Below are 23,753 nucleotides of genomic sequence, written 5' to 3' on the forward strand. Positions count from 1 at the left end.
TCCGTTCTTCCGCCGTGCAGGGTTCGGAAGCATCACGCAAAAAAAAGACGCACACGGCGAACCGCTTCGCCGAATGTGCGTCTTTGCGTCATTTTACACAGGCAGCTCGTACATTCACTTTACGAAGCCGTCCCCGTAACGTTCGAACCGTTCTTCACGATCGTGTAAGTCACTTTCTCGCCGCTCCAGAAGTAGAACGTCAGTTTGACGGTGCCGTCGTTCGTTTCGTTGAAAAAGGCCGGCTGGAGCTTGATCGAATTCGAAGTCGGGCTGAACGCCGTTTCGAATTCTTTGTAAGACGTCCAGTTCTGCGGACCGGCATTGCCTCCGTTGGCGTAAACGGCTTCCATCGTCGCGAGCTGATCGCCGTTAAAAGCGGTCGGGATCGAGAACGAAGACGTACTGCCGGTCGTGTTCGACAGCTTCGGCGTCTGGTAGAGCACAACATTGAACTTCCAGTCCGCTCCGCCGTTGAACTTTGCGGTAATCACGGCGCTTTTGCCGAGCGTGCCGGAAGAAGTCAGCTGCGTCAGGCGGGAAGCTTTGAACGTCAAAGTGCTGCCGCTGAGCGTGTAGTCCGTGCCGGATTTGAGCGTCGTGCCGTTTACCGTGAGCGAGGAGAGGGTGCGGCCGTTCAGGTTGAGCGTCACGCTTTTATCCGCAGCCGAGACTCCTTTTTTCACGTAAACCAGATCGCTCGAAGCCGTGGCGGAGCGCCCGCTCCAGCTTGCTTTCATGATGTTGAACAGATCGGTGTCGGCCCATTTATACTGCGTGCGGCTGAAGTGCTGACCGTTGTCCCACAGCATGGACGTGATCTGCTTTTGCTTCAGGTAGTAGCCGATATATTCGAAAAATTTCAGCTTCTCGCCCTGTTCGATTACGCCGGTGTTCTTGTCGAAGCCGAGCAGGCCGTATTCGCCGACGATCACCGGAATGCCTTTGGCGACAAACGTGTTGTAGACATTGTCGAACGTGGTCGTGATATCGCTCTGCACTTCCTGGTTAAACGTCGTATAGCCGGCGATATTTACGCTGAACGGCCAGAAGCCGTAGTAGTGCACGGTCGCGATAACATTTTTGTCGTTCCATTTGGAAATATTGTTGTACGTTGCCGTCATGCGCGTTTGCGTCGGCGAAGCTTCAAGCGTCGAGATCACGAGCGGACGCGCGGCATTGCCGCCGCCGGAAGACCGCACGATGCTGTGGAACGAATTGTTCAGCTCGTCCAGCAGCGCCTGCTGCTTGGCTTCGTCGGTCGTGCCGCCGTCGGTGAAGCGCGGCTCGTTGACGCTTTCGAACATCAGCTTGTTGGAGATGTTTTTGAAGGCGTTTGCAATTTGCGTCCAAACCGCGTTGTAACGGGCCAGCGTCTGGTCGTGGTTGTTTTCCATTTTGCTGATCCAGACCCACGAATCGTGATGCACATTGATCATGACGTACAGATTGGCGTCCAGCGCCCACTGCGTCACTTCCTTGACCCGGTTCAGGTAAGCGGCGTCGATCGTATAATTCGGCGCTCCGCCGATATGCGAATCCCAGGTCACCGGAATGCGGATACTTTTATACCCCTGCGCGGCGATGCCCTGAATCAATTCTTTGGTAACGCGCGGATTGCCCCACGCCGTTTCGTCCGAACCCACCGAGTCGAGCGAGTTGCCCAGATTCCATCCCGGCTGCATCGCTTCCACATACGATTGAGTCGCGCTGACCGGCGCCGCCGCCAAAACCGTTTTCGATCCCGGCAGCACAGACACCAGAAGCACCGCGACCATCATCAGCATACCGAACGATTTAACGAATCTTTTTCTCATACCCAATCCCCTTTTCATTAGAATTCAAAAACATAAAAACCAATGTAAGCGTTTGCTGATACTAAAATAACATATCCCTTATTTTGAGAACACCCTCAAAATCGGTTATTTTTTCACCCTAAAATTAGTGATTCGAAAACGGCGGCCGCTTTCGAAAAAGATTTGATAAAGCTTAAAAGATAAGCTGAAAAAGAGGAGGGAGTACTTCATGTAGGAACGGAAGTGTTCGCCTTTGAAACCGGGAATATTCCATATAAATACAATTAAATTCCTGGTTTCAACAAGCGACCGTAATGAAGTACTCCCGACTTTCGCAGTTGATCTTGATCTTTATCCTTATCTTTTTCTAAACCAGCATCTCCGGATTCAATCCGCTCAATTCCTCCACCACAAACCGACCGTTCTTGCTCACCAGCACATCGTCGAAATAAATCTCCCCGCCGCCGAATTCTTCCTTGAGCAGCAGCACGATATCCCAGTGGATCGCCGAAGAATTGCCGTTGTCCGCGTTGTCGTACGCTTTGCCGAGCGCGAAATGGATGCTGCCGTTGATCTTCTCGTCGAAGCCGATATCGTTCATCACGCGGTTGACGTAAGGGTTGACGCCGAGCGCGAATTCGCCGATATACCGCGCTCCTTCGTCGGTGTCGAGCAGCTCGTTCAGCTTGATGTCGTTGTCGCTGCGGCAGGAGACGATCCGCCCCCGTTCAAAAGTAAACGACACGTCGCTGAAACTCTGGCCCATATACGCCGCGCGCGTGTTGAACGCGATCGTGCCGTTGACCGAATCGCGCACCGGCGCGGTATAGACTTCGCCGTCGGGCAGGTTGACCTTGCCGTCGCATTTGACGGCCGGGATGCCTTTGACGGAAAAGCTCAGGTCGGTGCCCGGCGCTACGATGCGCACGCGTTCGGTCTTATTCAGCAGCCCGGTCAGCGGCTCCATCGCCGCGGACATCCGGCTGTAGTCCATGGTGCACGTGTCGTACAGGAACTGCGTATACGTGTCGGTGCTCATCTCCGCCAGCTGCGCGTACGCTTTGGTCGGATAATTGAACAGCACCCACTTTTTGCGGACCTGCTCATCGACGACGGGACGATAGATTTTGGTATACGCTTCGCGCTTGTCGGCGGGCACGTCGGCGTATTCGGATACGTTGTTCTCGCCGAGCAAAATGACGACCGCGTCCATCTGTTTCATCTGTTCCAGCTTCAGCGCCGCGTCGATACGGAACTGTTCTTCGCTGCCGTGGAGCATCATGCGCCGGTTGGTGGCATAGTCGCCGATATCGATAAACGCCAGGCCGCCGGCCCGATGGATTTCGTCGATAAAAGGAGCAAGCAGTTCAAAGTCGTGGACGTCGAGCGCGCGAATCAGAACTTTTTCGCCGGGCTGGACGTTTGTGGAATAGCCGACCGCCGTGCGGGCGAGCTGTTTCAATCTGGGATCTGTCATCAAAATTCCTCCGAAAATAGCGATTTGCCGCGCAGCCTGCCTTCAAGAATCGGAAACGGCGGCGAATCGGGATCGTTGTTCAAGCCTGCTGCGGGTTCTTGCTTCATCATACAGCGAAAGCCCGCGCTTGTCTTTGTCGTTTTAAGGCAGTTGTGCCAGCTTTTTAGTCAATAGGAACATGCAAAAATCGCCGTGCCCCGGATAACGGAACACGACGATCGCATGTACTCTGGTTCTGCTTGGGAAAATAAAGCCGAAGCGCGCAGCCGCGGATTACTCCGCCGGTCGGCCGCTGACGTTCGAGCCGTTTTTCTCAAGGATATACGTCACTTTTTCGCCGCTCCAGAAGTAGAACGTCAGCTTCACGGCTTCTCCGTCGCGCAGCGTATTGAGGAGATCCGGGCGCAGCACGATTTTTCCGCCTGCGTAGTCCGGGCTGAACGTCGTTTCGAACTCTTTGTACGATGTCCAGTCCTGCGGACCGGCATTGCCGCCCGAGACGTACACGGCTTCCATCGTCGCCAGCTTGTCGCCGTTAAAAGCGGTCGGAATCGCAAAGTCGGCCGTTGTGCCGGAAGCCTGGCTCAGTACCGGTTTGGCGAATACGGTCAGATAGAAATTCCAGTCCGGGCCTTTGGTGAAACCGGCGGTCAGGACCGAATTTACGCCGAGTTTGCCGGAAGCGGTCAGACGCTCGAGCGTTGCCGCCGGAATGGTCAGCGTTTCGCCGTCGAGTCTGTACTCTTTGTTGCGCACCAGACGTTTGCCGTCCGCTTTGAGCGAAGTCAGCTTGTTGCCGTTGAGTTGAAGTTGGACCGATACGTCTGCGATCTTGTCGCCCTGGCGCAGATAGATCAGGTCGGATTCGGCCACGGCGGAGCGCTGATTCTGCCCGGAGCGGATAATCTCGTACAATTCGGGATCGGACCAGGTATACTGGGTGCGGCTGAAATGCTGACCGTTGTCCCACCACATGCCGGTAATATGCTTTTCTTTGAGATAGGCGGTCAGGAATTCGAAAAATTTCAGCTTCTCGCCCTGCTCGATCACGTTGACGTTCTTGTCGAAGCCGAGCAGCCCGTATTCGCCCAGGATGACCGGAATGCCTTTGGCCGTAAACGTGTTGTATACATTGTCGAACGTCGTCGTAATATCTTTTTGCGTCGTTTCGTCGAATCTGGTCGTGCCCGCGATATTGACGCTGAACGGCCAGTAGCCGTAATAGTGCACGGTCGCGATCAGATTCTTGTCGGCTTTGAGCTGTTCAAAAGTCTTCGACAGCGCGTTCATCCGGTCCTGCGTCGGCGAAGATTCCAGCGTCGGCAGCACGAGCGGACGGGTGGCGTTCTTGCCGCCGGATGCGCGCACGATTTCGTGGAACGACAGGTTCAGCTCGTCGAGCAGCTTCTGCGCCGTCGCTTCGTCGGTCGTTCCGCCGTCGGTGAAGCGCGGTTCGTTGACGCTTTCGAACGAGAGTTTGTCGGATTCGTTTTTGAACTTATCCGCGATCTGCTTCCAGACGGCATTGTAGCGGGCCAGCGTCTGGTCGTGATCGTTTTCCATTTTGCTGATCCAGACCCACGAATCGTGGTGCACATTGATCAGGACGTAGAGATTCTCCGTGCGGGCCCAGCCGACGACTTCCGCGACGCGGTCCAGATAAGCCGGATCGATCTTGTAGTCGGGCGCGGGTCCGATATGGTTGTCCCAGGTGACGGGGATGCGGATGCTGTTAAAGCCCTGTCTGGAGATCTGCTTGATCAGCTCCCGGGTAACGCGCGGATTGCCCCAGGCGGTCTCGTCGGCGCCGACGGAGTCGAGCGTATTGCCGAGGTTCCAGCCGGGCTGCATATTGTCGACATACGTTTGCATTTTGCTTTTCGGCGGACTTGCGGAAGCGGCCGAAGCGGAAAAACCTGCGGGCAGCAGCGAAATCAGCAGAGCAGCGGCGAGCACCAGAGAAAACACGGGCGCAAAGCGGTTTTTGAACATTTGGGCCTCCCTATCGAAAAAGTATTGGCGAATCGCAACCGGAGCGGGACGATACCGTTATTTGTGTAACCGCTTTATTATTACCCGAGCCTGTAAGGACTGAACATAAAACGTTATCGGAATTTCAAAAAAACCTGGGGTCTTTATATTCCCGTCCAACTTGCCGATAACAAAAGACAAGGAAAGCCATTTATCGCTATCGTGGCTTTATTTGACAACAAGGGGTGTACAGCAGAGGGATGAAACGTTTGAGAATGTCTATCGCGGCCAAGATCGGCCTGGGGTATCTGGTTATTGTGCTCGGTCTGGTCGTGGCGGTCTTCGGCGTGCTGAGCCAGATCGACAAGCTGGAGACGGAGATGAATTTTATCGCGGGCCACGATATGGACGTGCACGACCGTGCCGGCCGGATCGAACAGAACGTCGTCAATATGGAGACCGGACAGCGCGGATTCGTGATTACCGGCGAAGACAGCTATCTGGAACCGTACAATACCGGCAAGCAGGACTGGGTCGAGAACTACGATGCGCTGCACCGGCTCGTCTCGGACAATCCGGCCCAGCAGGCCAAGCTTGAAGAGATCAGAGCGAAGATCGAAGACTGGATTCAGGTGGCGGGCGAAGCGACGATCTTGATGAAGCGCGCCGGCAATGCCGAAGGGCTGAACCAATTTTTCGCGGAAGATCCGGGCAAGCAGGATATGGACGCTTTCCGCGAGATGATGAATACTTTCGTAAGCACGGAAAAAGCGCTGACGGAAAAAAGAGTGGCGGCTCTGCACGCCAGCAACCAGTCGCTGAAATTCGCGCTGTACGTGCTGCTGGGCGGGGTCGTGATCGCGGCGGCGCTGCTGGCCTGGTTCACTTCCACCCGCATCAGCCGCAGCGTCAAATCGGTCGCCCGGACGATCCGGGAGATGGCGTCGTCCGGCGGCGATCTGACCCAGCGGATTCAAGTGCGCAGCAACGACGAGGTCCGCGATCTCGGCGACTCGACCAATCTGCTGCTCGGCAGTCTGCAGGAGATGATCGGCCATATCAAAGCCGATACGCTGCGTCTGACCGACGCTTCCGTGTCGCTGGAGCAGGGAGCGCGCGAGAACTCGCGCGCCGTCAAAGAAGTCACCACGTCGATTCAGCGCGTGGCGGAAGGATCGGAGCGTCAGGTGACCCAGACGGAAGATATCTCCGCCGTGATGCAGCAGACGATCGCCGGACTGGAACAGGTCGCGGGAGCCGCCGCGGATGTGGCGGAGCTTGCCAAAGAAACGCGCGGCATGGCCGCCGACGGCGAAAGCCGCATCAAGCAGAGCGTCGAGCAGGTACAGGGCGTGGCGGATACGTTCCATACGATCCGCGGCAGCGTCTCCGAGCTGGCGGAGCGCTCGAACGAAGTGCTGTCGATCACCGGTTATATTTCGGAAACGTCCAGCCAGACCAATCTGCTGGCGCTGAACGCCGCGATCGAAGCGGCGCGCGCCGGCGAGCACGGACTCGGCTTCAGCGTCGTGGCGTCCGAGATCCGCAAGCTGGCGGACCAGTCGTCGCGTTCGACCCAGGAGATCAGCCGCATCATTACGGCGATGACTACCGGCATTCGCGACATCGTTGAGCTGGTCGAATCGAGTTCCGGCGGCGTGGAGCACGGCGTGGCGTCGCTCGGCGACGCGGGCGCGGCATTCGACGCGATCGTCGACCGAATCGGCGCGCTCAGCGCGCAGATCGGCGAAGTGGCGGCGACGGTCGAGCAGATGTCGGCCGGCTCGCAGAGCGTGGGCACTTCCGTCATGGAGATTACGCGCGTGACCGAAGAGATGGCCGCGCTGACGCAGGAAGTATCCGCCATGAGCCAGGAGCAGTCCGCGTCGATGACCGAGATGGAAGGCACGTCGGTCCGTTTGAAAGAAATGGCGAATTCGCTGTCGGACATTGTGGATAAATTCAAGATTTAAGCGGTGAGCCTCCGGCGTAATTCCGGAGGCTCGAATTATCGAGAAACGATAGTCAAATTATCGAGAAACGATTGCATGTAAACCTGATAGGCAGGTTCGATTGAAGCGAAAGGCCGGAGAGGGCGAAAAGGCGGTAAAAGATGCACGTCGTTGAGTTTTCAAACACGCCCTAAAATAGCTGCGCATAGCTCCTTATTCAGGCTTAATCTTATGTTTTCGAGAAAATAACGACGCTCATACAATTATTTCAAGCTTTTTCGCTTCGCTTCGGCCTTTGGCTACCAAATAGTTGCACCTGCGTCGCTATTTGAACAAACCGAAGCGTTTATCCCCAAATAAGTGTACCTGCGGCGCTATTTTCCGTTTGGAACTCTAACCGGCTTTCTCGACACCCTGGACCTCCGGCGTACTGCCGGAGGTTTTCTTTGTTTATTGAGCAAGCGCGGTTTGGCCGTATCCGGGCAGATCGTTTAGAATAGCAGGACAGCTATTCGTTATGGAAGGAACCGATACAAGGAACCGAAGGAAAAGAGGCGATAACATGCAGCCGCGCTTGATTCTGGTCGAAGGACTGCCGGGCTCCGGCAAATCGACCACGGCCGTGCAGATCCGGTATCTGCTGTCACAGCGGTATCCCGAACGGGATGTGCGTTTGTTCGAAGAAGGCCGAAGCGACCATCCGGCCGATTACGAAGGCTTTGCGTATCTGACGATGAAAGAGTGGAGCGCTTTGCGGAACGCGCTGCCCGATTGGAACGAGCGTCTGGAGCGGACGTCGGAAGCCGCAGAGAATGGCCGGGTGCTGGCTTATCGCAGACTGGACGAGCAGACGGACGGACCGCTTCCGGAAGAGATTTGGCGCGCTATCGCCGGCCGGGATGTTTACGAGCTGCCGCTGGAACTGCATATGCGGCTGATCGCGGATCGCTGGACGTCTTTCGCCCTTCAGGCCGCACGGGAAACCAACGTCGTTTACGTGTTCGAATGCTGCTTCATCCAGAACCCCTTGACGATGGCGACGATTCGCTGCGGCGAAGAACCGGAAACCGTAATCGGCTATGTAAAGAGGCTGGAAGAGATTGTGCTTGGACTGAATCCGTTCGTCGTGTATGTGGATCAGCGCGACCTGGACTTTTCGTTCCGCAAAGCCGTGGCCGAGCGCCCGCGCGAGTGGTCGGAAGGATTTATGGCCTATTATTTGCAGCAGGGTTACGGAGCTGCGCATGTGTGCGGAGCGGATCGTGACGGCTCTGCCCGGAACGACGAAGAACGCGATATCACGGATACAATCGCGGTGCTACGGGCCCGTCGGGAGCTGGAGGAACAGATTCTGGATCGCCTGAACATACCTGTGCTGAAAGCGGACAATTCGCGCTACGACGAAGCCGAACGCGGTGACTGGCTGAGCGGCGGGCTGGAGCGCTTCTTCGGAAGCGGGGCTGCTGCGGAGTGAAGGATGCCGGGAAGAACATATAACCGCAAGATGTACAGCCAAATACATACACGATGAAGAGAAGGAGCGGATCGAATGTTTATCGTCAACGTGGAAGGCGCGATTCGCCGCGGCGATCGCTGGCTGTTGATTCGGCGCGGAGCGGCGGAAGAACACGCCGCCGGCACGCTCGCGCTGGTTGGGGGCAAAGTGGACGCGGACGGCCCGTCTTCGGATGTGCTGGAAAGCAATCTGCGGCGCGAAATCCTGGAGGAAGTCGGCCTGAACGTCGCGAAGCGGATGACCTATGCGCACAGCACGTCTTTCGTAACCGACCGGGGCGACGCCGTGGTCAACGTGGTGTTCGCCTGCGAATACGCGGACGGCGAAGCGTCGGCCGCCAGCCCCGACGAAGTCGCCGAGATCCTGTGGCTGACGACGCAGGAGATCCTGGAGCGCGAAGACGTGCCGGAGTGGACGCGGGCGAGCGTGGAGCGGGCGGAAGCGGTGTGGGGCGAGCGAGAGTAAACGAAGTATGGGCAGCGACAGAACTCGAAGTTTTCACTTCGGGTTCTTTTTTATAGAGAAGCCTTGAGACGGCCGGAACATGTATAATGAAGAAAGATTAAGAGCGCGAACACCAATTTATTTTGACGGGGTGCGAGTATGGAATACTTTATTTCAGCTCGTACGATCTGCAAGGCGTAGTCCTGATCGACGAGATCGAAACGCATCTGCACGTCAGTCTGCAAAAGAAAATCATGCCGTTTCTGACGACTCTTTTTCCGAAGATTCAGTTTATTGTGACGACGCATTCGCCGTTTGTACTGAACTCAATTCCGAATACGGTCATTTGCGATCTGGAAACTCGGACGGTCATGGAGGACTTCTCCGCTTACTCTTATGAGAGTATTGTAGAGAAATATTTTGGAACTGAATTATATTCCGAAGAGCTTCAAGAAAAGATCTAAGTGACTTTCTCGACAGCCTAAACGTAGACCCCAATCATTTGATGGGTCTGCGTTTTTTATTTCCCCCTTGCCTTTCCCCCCGAAAAAGAGTATTCTCTAATCAAAAGTTAACACTGTTAATTTATATTACAGTGTTAAATATAAATCGAACGGAGGCGTCTAATCGTGCAAAAAACAGACGTTATCATCATCGGATCGGGACTGGGCGGGTTGGCGGCGGGAGCGATACTGGCGAGAAAAGGACTGGAAGTTCAGGTATTCGAGCGGCATACGCTGCCCGGCGGATATGCGACGTCGTTCGAGCGGGAAGGATACCGGTTCGACGTCTCGCTGCACGGCATCGGCGGGCTGAACGAAGGCGGGACGGCGGACGGCGCGCTGAAAGCATGCGGAGTGGAAGGGCGGATCAAGCCGATTCGCAAGTCGTGCGCCTACTCGATCGAGTGGAAAGGCGAGAGCGTAGACGTGCCGGACAAAGCGGCGGAGTATGCGGAACTGCTGAGAACCATGTTTCCGAACGAGCGCGGCCCGATCGACGAGCTGTTTCGAAGAATCGAACAGTTTGAAAAAGGCTTCGCCGAATTCAATCGCATCCCGTCGGCTTTTCTGCCGAAACTGGCCGCTTTTGCAGCGCTGCCGCTGAAAGCGGGAACTTTTTTCAAATGGACGACGATGACCACCGCCCAGGTCATTCGCAGCTGCGGGCTGTCGGACGAGTTTATCGAATTTTTCGCCGCGCTCTGGCCGTATTACGGGCTGCCGCCGGAAGAACTGTCCGCGCTGTATTTTTTTATCCCCTGGCTGGGGTATCATAAAGAAGGAACGTTCTATATCGAAGGCGGAGGGCAGGCGCTGTCCGATGCGCTGACCGCGGTAATCGAGGAGAACGGCGGCAGGGTGCATCTGCGCTCGGGCGTAACCGAGATTCTGCGCGAGAACGGGACCTGCACCGGCGTACGTTTGAAAAAAGGCGGCGTCTGGACGGCGGAGCGCGTTATCTCCAACGCCAGTCCGCAGGCGACGTACGAGCTGCTGCCCGGCAGCGAAGCCGCCGCTTCCGCGCGCGTTGCCCTGCAGAAGCAGCAGATCGGCATCTCGCTGTCGCAGCTGTATATCGGGCTGGACTGCGAGCCGGCCGAGCTGGGGATCGCCGAAGAAGAACTGCTTATGCATAGCGGACTGCCGGCGTCCGAAGATTACCGGCTTGCGCTGGCGGGCGAGTACGAGCGGATCGGACTGAACCTGACCAATTACACAGAGATGGACCCTTCGCAAAATAAAGCCGGACAGGGTGTGCTGACGCTCACGCTGGTGGATCATATCCGCAATTGGCCGGAAGACCGGAGCGATTACCGCAAGCGCAAAGCGGAAGTAACCGCTATCCTGCTGGATCGGCTGGAGCGCCATTATCCCGGTCTTGGCGCACATGTCGCGGTCGCCGAACTGGGCACGCCGCGCACCATGCGGCGCTATACCGGCAATCCCGAAGGCGCGGTGTACGGCTTCGCCCAGACGGTGAGCCAATCCGGCATCAAGCGTCTGAAGCACACGTCGGCTCTGCGGAATCTGACGTTCGCCGGAGCGTGGACGCAGCCGGGCGGCGGTTATCTCGGCGCGCTGATGTCGGGCTATCAGGCGGCCGAAGCGGCTTCGCGCGGATTGACCGTCAAGCCGCCCGCAGAGAAGCGGCGGACTTCCGCGTCGGCGCTCTGAAAGCAGGGATCGATCCGGGATAAACGGAATTTCAACGAAGCGGACAGGAAGGAGCGGCAATGAGACATCGCAATAGACGGGAAAGAGAAAGCGAAGAACTGAGAAGCAAGATTCTGGACGCCGCCCGCGAGCTATTTGCGACGGAAGGCTACGCCCGGGTATCCATGCGCAAGATCGCGGACAGGATCGAGTATTCGCCCACGACGATCTATCATTATTTTGAAAATAAAGAAGCGATCGTGAGCCAGCTGCTGGCGGAAATCTATGCCGAGTTCTACGGAACGCTCCAGAGGCGCTACGACGAACTGATGGAAGCGGGCGCCGATCTGCCGGCCAGGCTGCTGCTGGTCTGCCGGGAATACGTCGAATACGGGATCACCCATCCCGAGCATTACGATCTGCTGTTCGTCAGCGATCTGGAAGGCGCTTCGCGTTCGCGGCTGGACAAGAACGACCGGTTGAACGGCTTTAATATGCTGCGAGACAGTATCGAAGAAGCGATCGGGCAGGATCTGCTGGACGCCAGTCCCGACGAATCCGCCGACATGATCGCCAAGTCCGCCTGGAGCGTGCTGCACGGATTGACCTCGACCCTGATCCGTTTCCCGGGCTCGGTGGAGATGTACAACGTCGGGCCGGATGCGGTTTCGCCGGAAGACCGGCAGATGATCGACTTTACGCTGCGGCGTTATTTCAGGAGTCTGCTGCGGCCGGGAACGGCGCTGCCGGAACTATAAAGACTATGCCTGTAGTTGAAATAAATACAACATACTTGCATAAATAAAAGCAAAGTATCAGTTACTTATAACTTGAAAGCATATGTAAAAATGAATAAAATGAAGAAGAGCAATAAAGGGCTGCGATGAGTCACCTTTATTGCTCTTCAACGTTTATTTTATACTTTTATATTAACTCAAATTCTTTTGGAAATCAAGAAAAGGGTGAGTATTTGCAAAGCGGAATGAATAATGATCGGCTTGAAAATGAATGGGGACTTTCTTCTAAAGGGCAAATCCTTTTTTGTCAAAAGTGGGCTGAGTTATTTCATCCAAACACGATAGATTCTTATAGATTCCGAACGAGGAATTTACATTCTTTACTTGTCGAACTGCTCGAATCTGTAAAGCATTTTAGAGAGCATTCCGAAGGATTTGCTAACATCAAGTCATTAATAGAAGAAGGTCGAGAATCAGCAGAATTCGATTATTCTTTAAAAAAGCATAACATGCCTCTCTACGGAAGAATGCTGGCAATTTTAAAAATTCCGAAGCAAGATCAAACACATGAACTTATTAAATTGGAATATCACCTGAAATTTGTTTTAAGAGAGCTTGAGAACAAGTATTTGAATTGGATTTTAGCCGATTTAGAAGAATCCGTCACTTTGGATGATTATAATCGCATAAATGAATTGAGTGGTGTTTTAGCAACAGAGCTTCTATACTTGGGATGGTCTCCAAGAGGATTGCTTAAGCTCATGGAACAAGAATTCAAACCAAGTCGATATTCTTTCGATCATAAGTGGCGGAATTTCAATTCCACTATATGTAGTGAACGACAACCTTTTTATTGTTACTTTCCATGGTCCGACAATATTCCTAAGAGTATTTTGAGGATGATTGGGATAAACGTTTTGGAGGGAGCAGCTCTTTGGAGGAAGCATCCGAAGTCCGGTTGCGGAAATTACATAAAACAAGACGGGGTATACATTGAATTGGAGGTTGAAGCTTTTTCGGGTGACATAGAAGAAGCAATAGAAAAGGCAAAAGAGATTTACCTCTCACAATGTTCATTGCTAAGTTATTACCACTATGAAATTAGTGAGATTGATACGGCTGTCGTGGTTCATTCGCAAGGTCTGCGAAGCCGTTCGGTTGAATTGAAAAAACTGTGGCATGTGATATCTCTACAATCAAACGGAAGATATTCGAATCTGGAGTATGTAGTTCCGTTGCTTACAACAAATACATTGGAAGAAACGAGCAGACAGAGATTGGCGAACGTATTTAGACAATATCGATTAGCAAGCACTTCTGTAGAAACTGAACTTGCATTTACAAATAGATGGATAGCAATCGAATCTTTAATGGTGACGGGAAGACATTCTTCTATCATTGAACACGTGAAGATTCTGCTTCCTTCAATTTTATGTACAAGGTATGTGTACAGATTGCTGAAGAACTTTATGTATGATTGTCAAAGATGCGGTGTAAGTGTAAAAAGCAAAGATCGCGAATTGAATTTAAAGAATCCTTCTCTGATCGATGTGGAAGCTGTACTGAACTTGTTTAAGACCGAAAACGATTATCAAGATCTTCTCAGGGCATGTTCAGTAAATAAGTTGTTATTTTTGCGCTGTGAGAGTCTTTTAAAGTCTTTCAAAGATGGGAAAGCGGTTAAAATAATGCTTGAAGCACATCATCGACGAGTCTCGCAGCAAGTCCAAAGGATTTACAGAGTAAGAAACAGTATCGTTCACTCGGCTAAAGTGGAAAAAGATCTAATGAATCTCACGATCAATATGGAATATTATTTGAATGCGGTTATTTCGGAAGTTGTTTTTAAGCTGAGCCAAGAAAGTTATTCTGATCTTAATGAGCTTTTTACTCACCTTGAGGAAAACTATCAGGCTACCCTTGGTTTTTTAGAGAGAGAACGCAATTACGATACACAGATGGTTATCAAAGGCCCTTTATTCATGTGAAAATTAAAAGCTGTTTCCGAGAGCTTGTGATACGGAAACAGCTTTTAATTATGCCTTATTTAATTTTCTCCGTCTTTACTCCACAATTCCCGGAAATAAGCGCTCCGCTCCAGCAGTTCGTCGAAGCTTCCTTCGCCGACCAGCTGTCCGCTTCGCATCAGCAGGATGCGGTCGACGCTGCGGATAGCGTGCAGGCGGTGGGCGACGACAATCAGCGTCCGGCCGCGAAAGCGGTCCAGCGCCGTTTTCATCAGCCGGCGTTCGCTGATATTGTCGAGCGCCGATACCGGCTCGTCGAGAATCACCAGCTCGCGGTCCTGCGCGAATACGCGGGCAAACGCCAGCCGCTGCTTCTCGCCGCCGGACAGCTTCATGCCGCGTTCGCCGACCGGCGTGTCGAGTCCGTCCGGCAGAGCGCGCATTTTCTCGCCGAGCAGCGCGTCGCCCAGCAGCCGGCGCAGTTCGCCGTCGTCCGCCGGTTCATCGAAAACGAGATTGCCGCGCAGCGTATCGTCGAACACCGGCGCGTCCTGCGAGATGTAGGAAAGGCGCGCGTACAAACTGTCCAACCGCAGTTCGTCGATGTCTTTGCCGTCCACCAGAATGCGGCCCGAGCTTTTCTTTAGCAGGCCGAGCAGCAGCTTAACGAGAGTCGACTTGCCGCTGCCGCTCAGGCCGACGATTGCGGTCGACGAGCCGGCGGGCAGGTGAAACGAAACGTCCCGCAGCAGAAGAGCCTGTTTTTTTCCATAGCCGAAACTCACCCGTTCAAACGCGATCTCTCCCCGCAGCTCCGAAATCTCCGCTCCGCGCTCCAGATTGCGGTCGGCCGGCGCGTTCAAGAAAGTCTCGAACCGTTGGTACGCGAGGCGGTGCAGCTTGTAGTCCACGTACACCACGTTGAAAATCGCGATCGGCGAATAGACTTTATCCACCAGCAGAAGCAGCGCCAGCGTTACGCCGATCGTCGAACGTCCCGCGATTATTTCCCGGATACCGAGCGCCAGCACCGCGATCTTGACCCCAACGACCAACAGCTCGAACATAGCGAAAAACGACTCGTGCACCATCCGAATCCGGACGTTCTTGCGCACTACGTCGTCCGCGGCGTCGTTCATGCGCCGAAGTTCGCGTTTGTAGCGGCGGTTCAGCCGGAACACGGCCAACTCCATGAAGCCGCGCACGGAATACCGGGATAGGCTTTCCTGGCTGGCCAGCAGCGATTCTTTGACCGAATACAGAAATTTCAGCAGCAGCCGGGTCAGTAGGAACACGAAGACGTAGCCGGCCGCGATCGTCAGCATGATAACCGGATTGTACAGGCCGATAAACAGCAGGCTGAACAGCAGCGTCGGCAGCAGCTCGTGCAGAATGCGCAGGTAGAATCCGTGCACGATGCCCGCGCCGGCTTCGGCTCCGTTGTCGACGATTTGGATCAGCTGTCCCGTTCCCATGTTTTGATAGGCGGCGTAATCCATTTTCGAAACGCGCGCCAGCGCAAGGACTTTCAGCTTCTCCGTAATCCCGCGCGGCAGCGCGGTTTCCGGATATTCGCTCAGATAGCTCAGCAGCGCGAATACCGCCAGCGTTCCTCCGTAGAGCAGCAGGGGAGCGGCGAGTTCGCCGAGACCGGACGCCCGGGGAACGGAATCGAGCAGCTGTTGAAAAAGATGAATGCCGTACGCGCCGCTGAACTGCAAAGCGAAGCCGAGCGCGACGTACAGCAGGATTTGTTTTTTGAATAAGGATACACAGGTTTTCAGCACAATAAAAGACCGCCTTCCAAATGGGTTTGCGCACCCGGACGCAGCAAAAAAGAGAATGCCCGCCGGGCACCGTCGTTGTAAATGAGTCCGATCGAGAAGGCGGACTACCCCCTTGATAGCCGGTACGCGTTTTGATCCGGCCCGAGACTCAATTACTTCGAACTGTGCGGCAGAACATTCTCCGATTCACCCCGTTTGGAAAGATGGGATTACTATAACAAAAAGCGGGAATGGCGGCAACGGAAGAAAAAGACAAAAAAATTTTTCTTGCGATGCAACTAAATGCGCGTTTCGCCCGTCAATGTATACGAGGAAAGCAAAAGAACGTGGATTAAGAAAATTCACCAAACATGAAACCCCGGACTGAACGATAGAAATATAAAACCCGTTCCCCGGCTCATGCGCCGGAAGGAACGGGTAAGTTGAAAGTCGATATGAGGAATCCGAAAACCGAAAACATACAGGGAAATTAGCCGTTGATCATCTGGCTGTATGCCCATTCGCTGGTTACGCGCTTGGCGGTTACATAGCGTTTGCTCCAATAGGAGTTGGACAGGCTGGCGATGCTTACGCCTTTGCTGCTGGAAGAATTGGCGAATTTGCCGTTGCCCACATAGAAGCCTACATGAGAAATGCCGCGTCCCGTCGTATTGAAGAACACGAGGTCGCCTACGCGCAGATTCGATTTCGAAACGGTCGTGCCCTGCTGTGCCTGGCTTGCCGCCGTACGTGCCAGCGTTACGCCGAATTTGTTGAAGATGTACTTGGTGAATCCGGAGCAATCGAAGCCGGATGTAGTGGTGCCGCCGAATTTGTAAGGCGTGCCTGCGACTTGACTGACTGCGGAACTGATCGGCGAAGAGCTTGCGGCATATGTACTTACCGTCCCCGATGTAAACAAGATGGCTGCTCCCAATACGGAAATCACTAGCTTTTTCAAAAAGTTTTTCCCCCTGATGCCTACGGAGTTAGCTAAGGGTTCGGTTGAAGGGATTCCCCTATACTCCCTCTGGAACAAGAATAATTCACCCGCGATGGTTCCCCCGTTTTCTTGCAAAGAAATTCGGCATTTATTAAGATTTTGTAACTATTGATACTCTACATGATGGCCTGCTGATTTGTCAAACCCAACTTCCGAACTTCTTGATACCGCATGATTATAACAGACCAAAAATGAATCACAAGTAACAGGTTTGTAACTAAATTCGCGTATTTGGCGTAGATTTGTTACAATTCAAAAAAAGTTCGTTCTGGAAGAAGCCTGTGTTTTAAACGGTCGACGTCCAAAAAATCCCGGTCCCAAACCAAAAAGGGGTACATACGAACGAATTTTGTCCATTTGCTGAATTTCCCCTTTCGTAGAAACGATCTTTTACCGATTTATGGTTTATAAGGGCTCGTGTGGGAGGAAGCGTGATGAACAAAGAAGAAATTCAAGACGAAATGGAACGTCAGCGCCGGCTTCTTCATCTGCTTGCGGATCAGTACGGTTTTATGGACGAGCGGGTGCTGGTGCAGTCCCAGAGGCTGGACCAATGGCTGAATGAGTATGAGCGGGAAAAGAGCCGGTAACGGACGGGACGGCGGCGCGGAAGAACCGGCGGACGGTCCGTTATCGACTTTCGAATTTCTACAGGCCTATGGATACCGACCGAGCTGCGGCCTTGTACCGCGGCCTTTTTTGCTGCGCGCTTTCGTTTCTTCCGGTCCGTTCGCGCCGCTTTCGCCGGGCCCGGCGTTCACGGTATACTGGAAGAGAAGGAACATGGACGAGGAGGAAGCGGATATGGGAATGGAGATCGAACGCAAGTTTTTGCTGGAGGCCGCGCCGGAAGAGCTGATTGCGCGGGGAGCGTTCGTCCGCAGATCGGAGCAGCGGATCGAGCAGACTTATCTGGCGCTGGACGAAGGGCAGGAAGTGCGGGTGCGCCGCTTGACCGACGCCGATACGGGCGAAGTGGAATACACGCATACGTTCAAAAGAGGCAACGGTCTGAGCCGCGAAGAAATCGAATATTCGATCTCGGCGAGTATTTACGAGCAGCTGTTTACCGCTTCGGGAGCGGTGCCGCTGACCAAAACGCGCACGACCGGCGAGTGGAACGGAGTTACCGTCGAACTCGACCGTTACGATCAGCTCAACCTGACGGTCGCGGAAGTCGAGTTCGATTCCGTCGAAGCCGCGCAGGCGTTTACGCCGCCCGACTGGTTCGGGGAAGACATCAGTTCCAAGCGCGAGTACAGCAACAAGAAGGTCTGGAAAGATTTGCAGAACCGCTCGTAAGATTCGGCTGCGCGCCGATTGATGGAGAAGGGTTGCGCGATAGGCCTTCCACTCCTTTCCACACCTTAGTAGAAAGAACGGCAGAAAAGAACAGTGCCTCTTTCCGCTTCGGCGGCAGGGGCTTTTTTTGCGAAGAAAAAGAAAAGCGGCGTTGTATATGCTGCTGGCTGTACTGGGAACCGTGCTGCTGGGTTTCGGATTTCCGGCGAGCGCGGGAAAATTCGCCGCCGCTGCAGGCGCCGCCGTAGGAATCGGCATAGCGGCGTTCGTGCTGGGACTCGGGCAATCGCTGCGGCTGCTGACGCTGTCTGACGAACAATTCGCGGCGGCGGCGCGCGCGGAGCGCATCGAGCTGCGCGACGAGCGAAACACGGCCGTTCGCACCCGGGCCGGAGCCGCCGCACACCGCGTAATCGTGCTGCTGCTTATCGCGCTGCTGCTCGGCCTGGGACTTTACGGAGCCGCGCTGCCGGTGATTCTGGCGGTTTCGGCCGTGCTGCTTACGGATCTGATTCTGCATATGGTTCTGGCCGGTTACTTCGCGCGCAGGATTTGAACGGCGCGGACGGGGCGCCGGTTATGGTACAATAAACGCGAACCAACAGGTCTCCGAACGCAGGCAGCGGCGGCCAATACCAAGAAGAGGTGATTCCCATCGCGATTCAATTTCAGATCCAACGCACTCCGAATCCCAACTCCGTGAGAATCGGCGCGGACGCGGTGCTGTTCGAAGGTCCGAAGAGCACATCCGTCAAAAAAGGCGAGCCGACCGACCATCCGCTGGCGGCGGCGCTTGTCGCAATCGACGGCGTGGACAATATTTTCGGCATGCGCGACTTCGTCACCGTAAGCAAAGAACCGGATGCCGATTGGGACAATATCCTTCCCGAAGTCGAAGCGGCGTTCAATACCGTTTACGAATAGCGGCAACTTCAATCGACCCGCAAACGCCTTTGCCGGTCCGGCGAGCATCGTCCGGATTCGCGCGGGGCGTTTTGCGGTTTCGCTTTTCGGAGTTCGCCGGCACGGTTATTAACTTATTAGAAGATACGGCGGCCGGGCGGCCGGAATCCGTTTGATAAAAAGACGGCAGGTAAAGCGGCTGCGTATCCCGAATCTAAGTAAAGATGCCGATATAACTCCGATATAACTAAAGATGCTTATTAACGATAAAGGTGGTTGTTCCGATGTTTGAATTCGACCAAATTCCATTTGCCGCCGAGTTTGCGGAAAATCCCGAGCCGAGATGTCCCTGCATTCTGCTGCTGGACACCTCGTATTCGATGAGCGGACAGCCGATTACCGAGCTGAACCGCGGCCTGGCCGCTTTTAAGGAAGAGCTGATGACCGACAGCATGTCCGTCAAGCGGGTCGAACTCGCGGTCGTCAGCTTCGGCCCGGTCCAGGCGACGTCCGAATTCGGGACGCCCGACGATTTCTATCCGCCGACGCTGACGGCGAGCGGCAATACGCCGATGGGCGAAGCGATCGAGAAAGCGGTCTCCATGCTGGAGAACCGCAAGAATGTGTACAAACAAAACGGCATTTCCTATTACCGGCCGTGGATCTTCCTGATTACGGACGGAGCCCCGACCGACAGCTGGCAGCGGGCGGCGTCGCTGGTGCGGGAAGGGGAAGCGGCAAAGTCGTTTATGTTCTTCGCGGTCGGCGTCGAGAACGCCGATATGAACGTGCTCGGACAGATTGCGACGCGCGCGCCGCTGAAGCTCAAAGGTCTGCGCTTTGCGGATTTGTTCTCCTGGCTGTCGAACTCGCTGAATTCGGTGTCGCACTCCACGCCCGGCGATCAGATCCGGCTGGAGAATCCCGCTTCGCCGGAAGGCTGGGCTTTGATCTGATGTGGAGGTATGCGCATGTCTCCGTCCGCGGCACGTCGCATGCGAAGACGGACAAACCCTGCCAGGACTTCTCGCTGTGCACGACGCTTGCCGGGCCCGGCGGAGCGCCGGTGCTGCTTGCGGCCGTCTCGGACGGGGCGGGCAGCGCCGAACGTTCGGATAAAGGATCGGAGCTGGCCTGCACCCTATTCGCCGAGGAGGTCGGCCGTCACCTCGAAAAAGGAGGAGACGTGTCCGGCCTGACTCGCGAATTCGGCGAAGCCTGGCTGGGCCGATTCCAGCGCGCGATACGCAAAAAAGCCGCCGAATCCGGCTGCCGTTCGCGCGAATACGCCTGTACGTTCCTGGCCGCTGTCGTAGGCGAAGATTCGGCGGTCTTTATGCAGATCGGCGACGGCGCGATCGTACTCTCTGGCGAGGAGGGCGTTTATATGTGGGAATTCTGGCCCCAGCAGGGCGAATACGAGAACACGACCTATTTCGCGACGCAGAGCGGAGCGCGCAAGTACTTGCAGCACAGTCTGCGCAGCGGAGCGGCCTGCGGCGAAGTGGCGCTGTTCACCGACGGTTTGCAGCGCCTGGCGCTGCATTACCAGACGCGGACGGCTTACGAGCCGTTCTTCCGTCCGTTCTTCTCGGCGCTGCGCAGGCAGGAGAAGCCGCAGGACGAACGCTATGGAGCTTCGCTGCGGTCGTTCCTCGATTCCCCGCGCGTCAATGAACGCACCGACGACGACAAGACCCTTGTACTGGCGACGCGTCTGGCCGGAGCGGAAGGTGCATCATGAAGAACGCGCACCGGATTGTAAACGGAAGCGGCGCGGAAGTGATCTTCGGCCGCGAACTGGGGCGGGGCGGCGAAGGCTCGGTGTTCGAGATTCCGGCGCGGCCGGGGCTGGTCGCGAAGCTGTATCATACGCCGCCGCCGAAAGACAAACAGGAGAAGATCGAAGCGATGGTGCGGCTCAAGACCGAGCAGCTGCTGCGCTTTACGGTCTGGCCTCTCGACGTGCTGCGCGATTCCGGACGCCGGATCGTGGGCTTTCTGATGCCTCAGCTTGCCGGCAAGGAAATCCATAAGCTCTACGGTCCCAAAACGCGGTTGAACGAGTTTCCGCAGGCCGGCTATCCTTTTCTTGTACATACGGCGGCCAATCTGGCCCGCGCGTTCGCGGCCGTGCACGAAGCGGGGCATGTGGTCGGCGATATCAACCACAGCAATTTCTATGTGACGGACCAGGCCACCATCCTGATGCTGGACTGCGACAGCTTCCAGATCCAGGCCGGCCGGAACCGTTTCGGCTGCGATGTCGGCATCCCGATGTATATGCCGCCCGAACTGCAGGGCGTAAAGTCGTTTCGCGGCGTAGCCCGCACCCGCAACCACGACAATTTCGGCCTGGCGGTGTTTATCTTTATGCTCTTGTTTATGGGCCGGCATCCGTTTGCCGGCAAATACGCCGGTTCCGGCGATATGCCGATCGAGCGGGCGATCCGCGAGTTCCGCTTTGCCTACGGCCCGTCGGCGCCGGCGCGCAAGATGCAGCCGCCGCCGGGCGCGCTGCCGCTTCAGGCGCTGCCGGCGCCGGTGCGGGAGCTGTTCGCGCGCGCTTTCTCGCAGGAGGCGATGACCAGGCGCCCGGATGCGCTGGAGTGGATCGCCGCGCTGCAGGAGATGGCCGGCGGCCTGGTGCCGTGCCCGCGCAGCGCCGGGCACCATTATCCCGCGGGCGCGGGGAGCTGCCCGTGGTGCGCCATGGAGGCTGCGACCGGCAGCCTCCTGTTTCACGCGTCGCCGGCCGCCCGCGCCGCGGCTTCGCCTTCCGGCGCCGCGCGCGAGGCGGCGCCCGAACCCGCCCAGGCGGCCGGCTTCCGCCTGCCGGCCGCCTGGGCCCAGATCCTGCGCGTGCCGCAGCCGCCGCAGGGACCGGCGCTGCCGGAGCCTGCGGCGCTGAGCGCACCGCCGTCGGCGCCCGTCGCCGCGTGGCTGCGGCGGCGGAGATGGCGCGCGGGCCTGTCGCTGCTGTCGCTGGCCTCGGCCGCGGCGGCCTGGACGCTCCTGCCGGGCGCCTGGATGCTGACGGCCGGCGTGCTGGCCGGCTTCAACCTGCTGCTCGTCGCCGCGGGGCGCGGACGCCGCGCCCTGCGCCGCGAGCGGATGAAGGACCGCGACGAGCTCCGCGTCCGCTGGAGCGAGATGTCCAGACGCTACGAGGAAGCGGGCAAAACCGAAGAGTTCGCGAGCAAGCTGCAGGAGCTCGACCAGGCCAGGCGCGAGTACCTGGATCTCGACACCGTCAAAGCGACCCGTTTGCGCCGCCTGAGCTCCAGACAGCGGAGCATCCAGCTGCAGGCTTATCTTCGGCAGCACCGGATCGACCAGGCGCAGCTCGACGGCATCGGCCCGGGCCGCAAAGCGACGCTGTCGCTGTTCGGCATCGAAACGGCGTTTGAAGTCATCCCGAACAAGCTGGCGCGGGTGCCGGGCTTCGGGCCGGCGAATACCCGGATGATGCTCGCCTGGCGCGACCGGATCGAGCGGCGCTTCGTATTCGACCCGGTGCGCGGACGCGTGCCCGGCGCCGAGATTATGGCGGTGGAGCGCGAGATCGAAGCGCGCACCAAAGAGCTGGAACGCCGCCTGGCCGGCGGCCCGTCCGAGCTGACCCGCATTTCCGGCGTTATCCGCGCCAGGCAGGAAGCCGTTCTGCGCGAAGCGAGCGGCACGGCGCGGGCGCTGGCCCAGGCCGAAGGCGATGTCGAAGCGCTGTGATTTCTGTCCGCGCCGCTGTCCGGCGGGTTTTTCCGTTGAATCGAAGCGAAAGATATTTCGTTTGCCTGCGGCAAAGCCGGCAGGAGAATCGCACATTCGTATAACCTCAAATTTCGATAATTGGATCCTGCGGGCTTTTGCTTTCGCCGGGTCTTTTTATTTGCGGCTTCGTTTGTTTTCCGAATACAGGTTCTTTTGTGTATAATGGAGAAAAGTACCCGCGTTCGAACGGCAAGTTCGAAACTTACGTTTTTTTACGGGCGTCGGGGCTGCCTGTTCAAAGGCAGAGAGGCGTATGTGCAGGATATGAGCAGGATGAGCGACAAAGATAAAGCCGTCAAGATCGCGGAAGGAATAGACAAACTGCTCCGAACGCGTTTCGGCAAAGCACCGGATTCACTGAATTTGTCGATGGATTCCGATTGTCTGGTGATTCATATGAAAGGGTTTGTACATCCTTTCGAAGCGGCGCTGCTGGCCGAGCAGAGCGAGAAGACGTTCCGCTACACGCGGGAATTGATGATGAAAGCGTTTGTGCCGGATCTGACCCTTCTGCTGGACGAGGAGAATTTGAACGCGGAAAGTTTTTATTACGATTGGAGCGCCGACGACGCATCCGGCACAATTGTCGCTTTGTTCCGGAGCGAGCCTTGTCATCGGCAGACCTATATCGGACGGGAAGAACTGCATGTGCGGCTCGATGCCGCTTTGTCGAGATCGCATAAAGTGCCTTCTTATATCGACTCCTGGTGGGTCGACCCCCGGACGCTCGTTATTTTTCGCAAAGGGATATTCGGGCTGTTGGAGAAAGAACTGTACGACCTGGATTATGAAGACATTTTAAAAACGGCCAAGCGCAGGCTGGAAAAAAGAACGATAAAACAAAATCTGGACATCGGCCGTTATGTGCGCAGGCGGATGAGCGAGATTTACGTCGATTGGAATTTTGGTAAAAGCGACAGCGTTCTCGTCTGCCGCTTCGACAGCGCCCAAAAAACAGAAGCCGGCCGAAGCATCGAATAGAGCGGCCGTTCCAG

20 protein-coding genes and 1 riboswitch are annotated in these 23,753 nt (G+C 55.9%); of the genes, 15 read left to right on the forward strand and 5 right to left on the reverse strand.

The genetic code is table 11. From position 1 onward, the window contains the following. Positions 1-119 precede the first annotated feature (119 nt). The 3 genes from QWJ34_RS00145 to QWJ34_RS00155 all read right to left on the reverse strand — a co-directional run bounded on the left by QWJ34_RS00145 (position 120) and on the right by QWJ34_RS00155 (position 5,262). The gene (locus QWJ34_RS00145; protein ID WP_302725025.1) at positions 120-1,814 is read right to left on the reverse strand and encodes a cellulase family glycosylhydrolase; all 1,695 of its coding nucleotides are present in this window, start codon (positions 1,812-1,814) and stop codon (positions 120-122) included. Positions 1,815-2,160: 346 nt separating this feature from the next. Next, entirely contained in the window at positions 2,161-3,270 is a 1,110-nt protein-coding gene (locus QWJ34_RS00150; protein ID WP_302725026.1) for an aminopeptidase, read from the reverse strand. A 273-nt stretch (positions 3,271-3,543) separates the two neighbouring features. After that, complete coding sequence (locus QWJ34_RS00155; RefSeq protein ID WP_302725027.1) at positions 3,544-5,262, reverse strand: cellulase family glycosylhydrolase; 1,719 nt, start codon at positions 5,260-5,262, stop codon at positions 3,544-3,546. 239 nt (positions 5,263-5,501) lie between these two features. Between QWJ34_RS00155 and QWJ34_RS00160 the strand changes: the two genes are divergently transcribed. The 7 genes from QWJ34_RS00160 to QWJ34_RS00185 all read left to right on the forward strand — a co-directional run bounded on the left by QWJ34_RS00160 (position 5,502) and on the right by QWJ34_RS00185 (position 14,034). Beyond that, positions 5,502-7,214, forward strand: coding sequence for a methyl-accepting chemotaxis protein (locus tag QWJ34_RS00160; protein WP_302725028.1), 1,713 nt, complete (start codon positions 5,502-5,504; stop codon positions 7,212-7,214). Positions 7,215-7,755: 541 nt separating this feature from the next. Beyond that, entirely contained in the window at positions 7,756-8,667 is a 912-nt protein-coding gene (locus QWJ34_RS00165) for a P-loop NTPase family protein (RefSeq protein WP_302725029.1), read from the forward strand. A 75-nt stretch (positions 8,668-8,742) separates the two neighbouring features. Further along, the gene (locus QWJ34_RS00170) at positions 8,743-9,174 is read left to right on the forward strand and encodes an NUDIX domain-containing protein (protein WP_302725030.1); all 432 of its coding nucleotides are present in this window, start codon (positions 8,743-8,745) and stop codon (positions 9,172-9,174) included. A 122-nt stretch (positions 9,175-9,296) separates the two neighbouring features. Further along, complete coding sequence (locus QWJ34_RS27075; RefSeq protein ID WP_368046211.1) at positions 9,297-9,617, forward strand: AAA family ATPase; 321 nt, start codon at positions 9,297-9,299, stop codon at positions 9,615-9,617. 165 nt (positions 9,618-9,782) lie between these two features. Beyond that, on the forward strand, positions 9,783-11,330 hold the full coding sequence (locus QWJ34_RS00175; RefSeq protein WP_302725031.1) for a phytoene desaturase family protein: 1,548 nt from the start codon (positions 9,783-9,785) through the stop codon (positions 11,328-11,330). Between the two features lie 59 nt (positions 11,331-11,389). Beyond that, a complete protein-coding gene (locus QWJ34_RS00180; RefSeq protein ID WP_302725032.1) occupies positions 11,390-12,067 on the forward strand; it encodes a TetR/AcrR family transcriptional regulator in 678 nt (225 codons plus the stop codon). Positions 12,068-12,192: 125 nt separating this feature from the next. Further along, positions 12,193-14,034 carry a hypothetical protein gene (locus QWJ34_RS00185; RefSeq protein WP_302725033.1) on the forward strand — a complete coding sequence of 614 codons (1,842 nt, stop codon included), beginning with the start codon at positions 12,193-12,195 and terminating at the stop codon, positions 14,032-14,034. Positions 14,035-14,093: 59 nt separating this feature from the next. On the opposite strand, the gene QWJ34_RS00190 is transcribed toward QWJ34_RS00185, so the two are convergent. Both QWJ34_RS00190 and QWJ34_RS00195 read right to left on the reverse strand, forming a co-directional pair. Further along, positions 14,094-15,800 (reverse strand): ABC transporter ATP-binding protein, encoded by a 1,707-nt coding sequence (locus QWJ34_RS00190; RefSeq protein WP_302725034.1) that lies wholly within the window; start codon positions 15,798-15,800, stop codon positions 14,094-14,096. 469 nt (positions 15,801-16,269) lie between these two features. Next, positions 16,270-16,740, reverse strand: coding sequence for a C40 family peptidase (locus QWJ34_RS00195; RefSeq protein ID WP_302725035.1), 471 nt, complete (start codon positions 16,738-16,740; stop codon positions 16,270-16,272). A gap of 2 nt (positions 16,741-16,742) precedes the next feature. After that, positions 16,743-16,879, reverse strand: a riboswitch (cyclic di-AMP (ydaO/yuaA leader). 337 nt (positions 16,880-17,216) lie between these two features. Between QWJ34_RS00195 and QWJ34_RS00200 the strand changes: the two genes are divergently transcribed. The 8 genes from QWJ34_RS00200 to QWJ34_RS00235 all read left to right on the forward strand — a co-directional run bounded on the left by QWJ34_RS00200 (position 17,217) and on the right by QWJ34_RS00235 (position 23,739). Next, positions 17,217-17,372 (forward strand): aspartyl-phosphate phosphatase Spo0E family protein, encoded by a 156-nt coding sequence (locus tag QWJ34_RS00200; RefSeq protein ID WP_302725036.1) that lies wholly within the window; start codon positions 17,217-17,219, stop codon positions 17,370-17,372. A 214-nt stretch (positions 17,373-17,586) separates the two neighbouring features. After that, positions 17,587-18,084, forward strand: coding sequence for a CYTH domain-containing protein (locus QWJ34_RS00205; RefSeq protein ID WP_302725037.1), 498 nt, complete (start codon positions 17,587-17,589; stop codon positions 18,082-18,084). A 127-nt stretch (positions 18,085-18,211) separates the two neighbouring features. Beyond that, positions 18,212-18,640 (forward strand): hypothetical protein, encoded by a 429-nt coding sequence (locus QWJ34_RS00210; protein ID WP_302725038.1) that lies wholly within the window; start codon positions 18,212-18,214, stop codon positions 18,638-18,640. Positions 18,641-18,729: 89 nt separating this feature from the next. After that, a complete protein-coding gene (locus QWJ34_RS00215; protein ID WP_483314226.1) occupies positions 18,730-19,008 on the forward strand; it encodes a NifU N-terminal domain-containing protein in 279 nt (92 codons plus the stop codon). A 263-nt stretch (positions 19,009-19,271) separates the two neighbouring features. Continuing rightward, positions 19,272-19,943 carry a vWA domain-containing protein gene (locus QWJ34_RS00220; RefSeq protein WP_302725039.1) on the forward strand — a complete coding sequence of 224 codons (672 nt, stop codon included), beginning with the start codon at positions 19,272-19,274 and terminating at the stop codon, positions 19,941-19,943. Beyond that, the gene (locus QWJ34_RS00225) at positions 19,943-20,731 is read left to right on the forward strand and encodes a PP2C family serine/threonine-protein phosphatase (protein ID WP_302725040.1); all 789 of its coding nucleotides are present in this window, start codon (positions 19,943-19,945) and stop codon (positions 20,729-20,731) included. The genes QWJ34_RS00220 and QWJ34_RS00225 overlap by 1 nt, the downstream gene beginning before the upstream one ends. Next, on the forward strand, positions 20,728-22,716 hold the full coding sequence (locus QWJ34_RS00230) for a helix-hairpin-helix domain-containing protein (RefSeq protein ID WP_302725041.1): 1,989 nt from the start codon (positions 20,728-20,730) through the stop codon (positions 22,714-22,716). The genes QWJ34_RS00225 and QWJ34_RS00230 overlap by 4 nt, the downstream gene beginning before the upstream one ends. Before the next feature lie 315 nt (positions 22,717-23,031). Next, positions 23,032-23,739, forward strand: coding sequence for a Na-translocating system protein MpsC family protein (locus QWJ34_RS00235; protein WP_302725042.1), 708 nt, complete (start codon positions 23,032-23,034; stop codon positions 23,737-23,739). Positions 23,740-23,753: the final 14 nt, after the last annotated feature.

This window comes from Saccharibacillus sp. CPCC 101409 (genome assembly GCF_030518235.1).
Classification (GTDB): Bacteria; Bacillota; Bacilli; order Paenibacillales; family Paenibacillaceae; genus Saccharibacillus.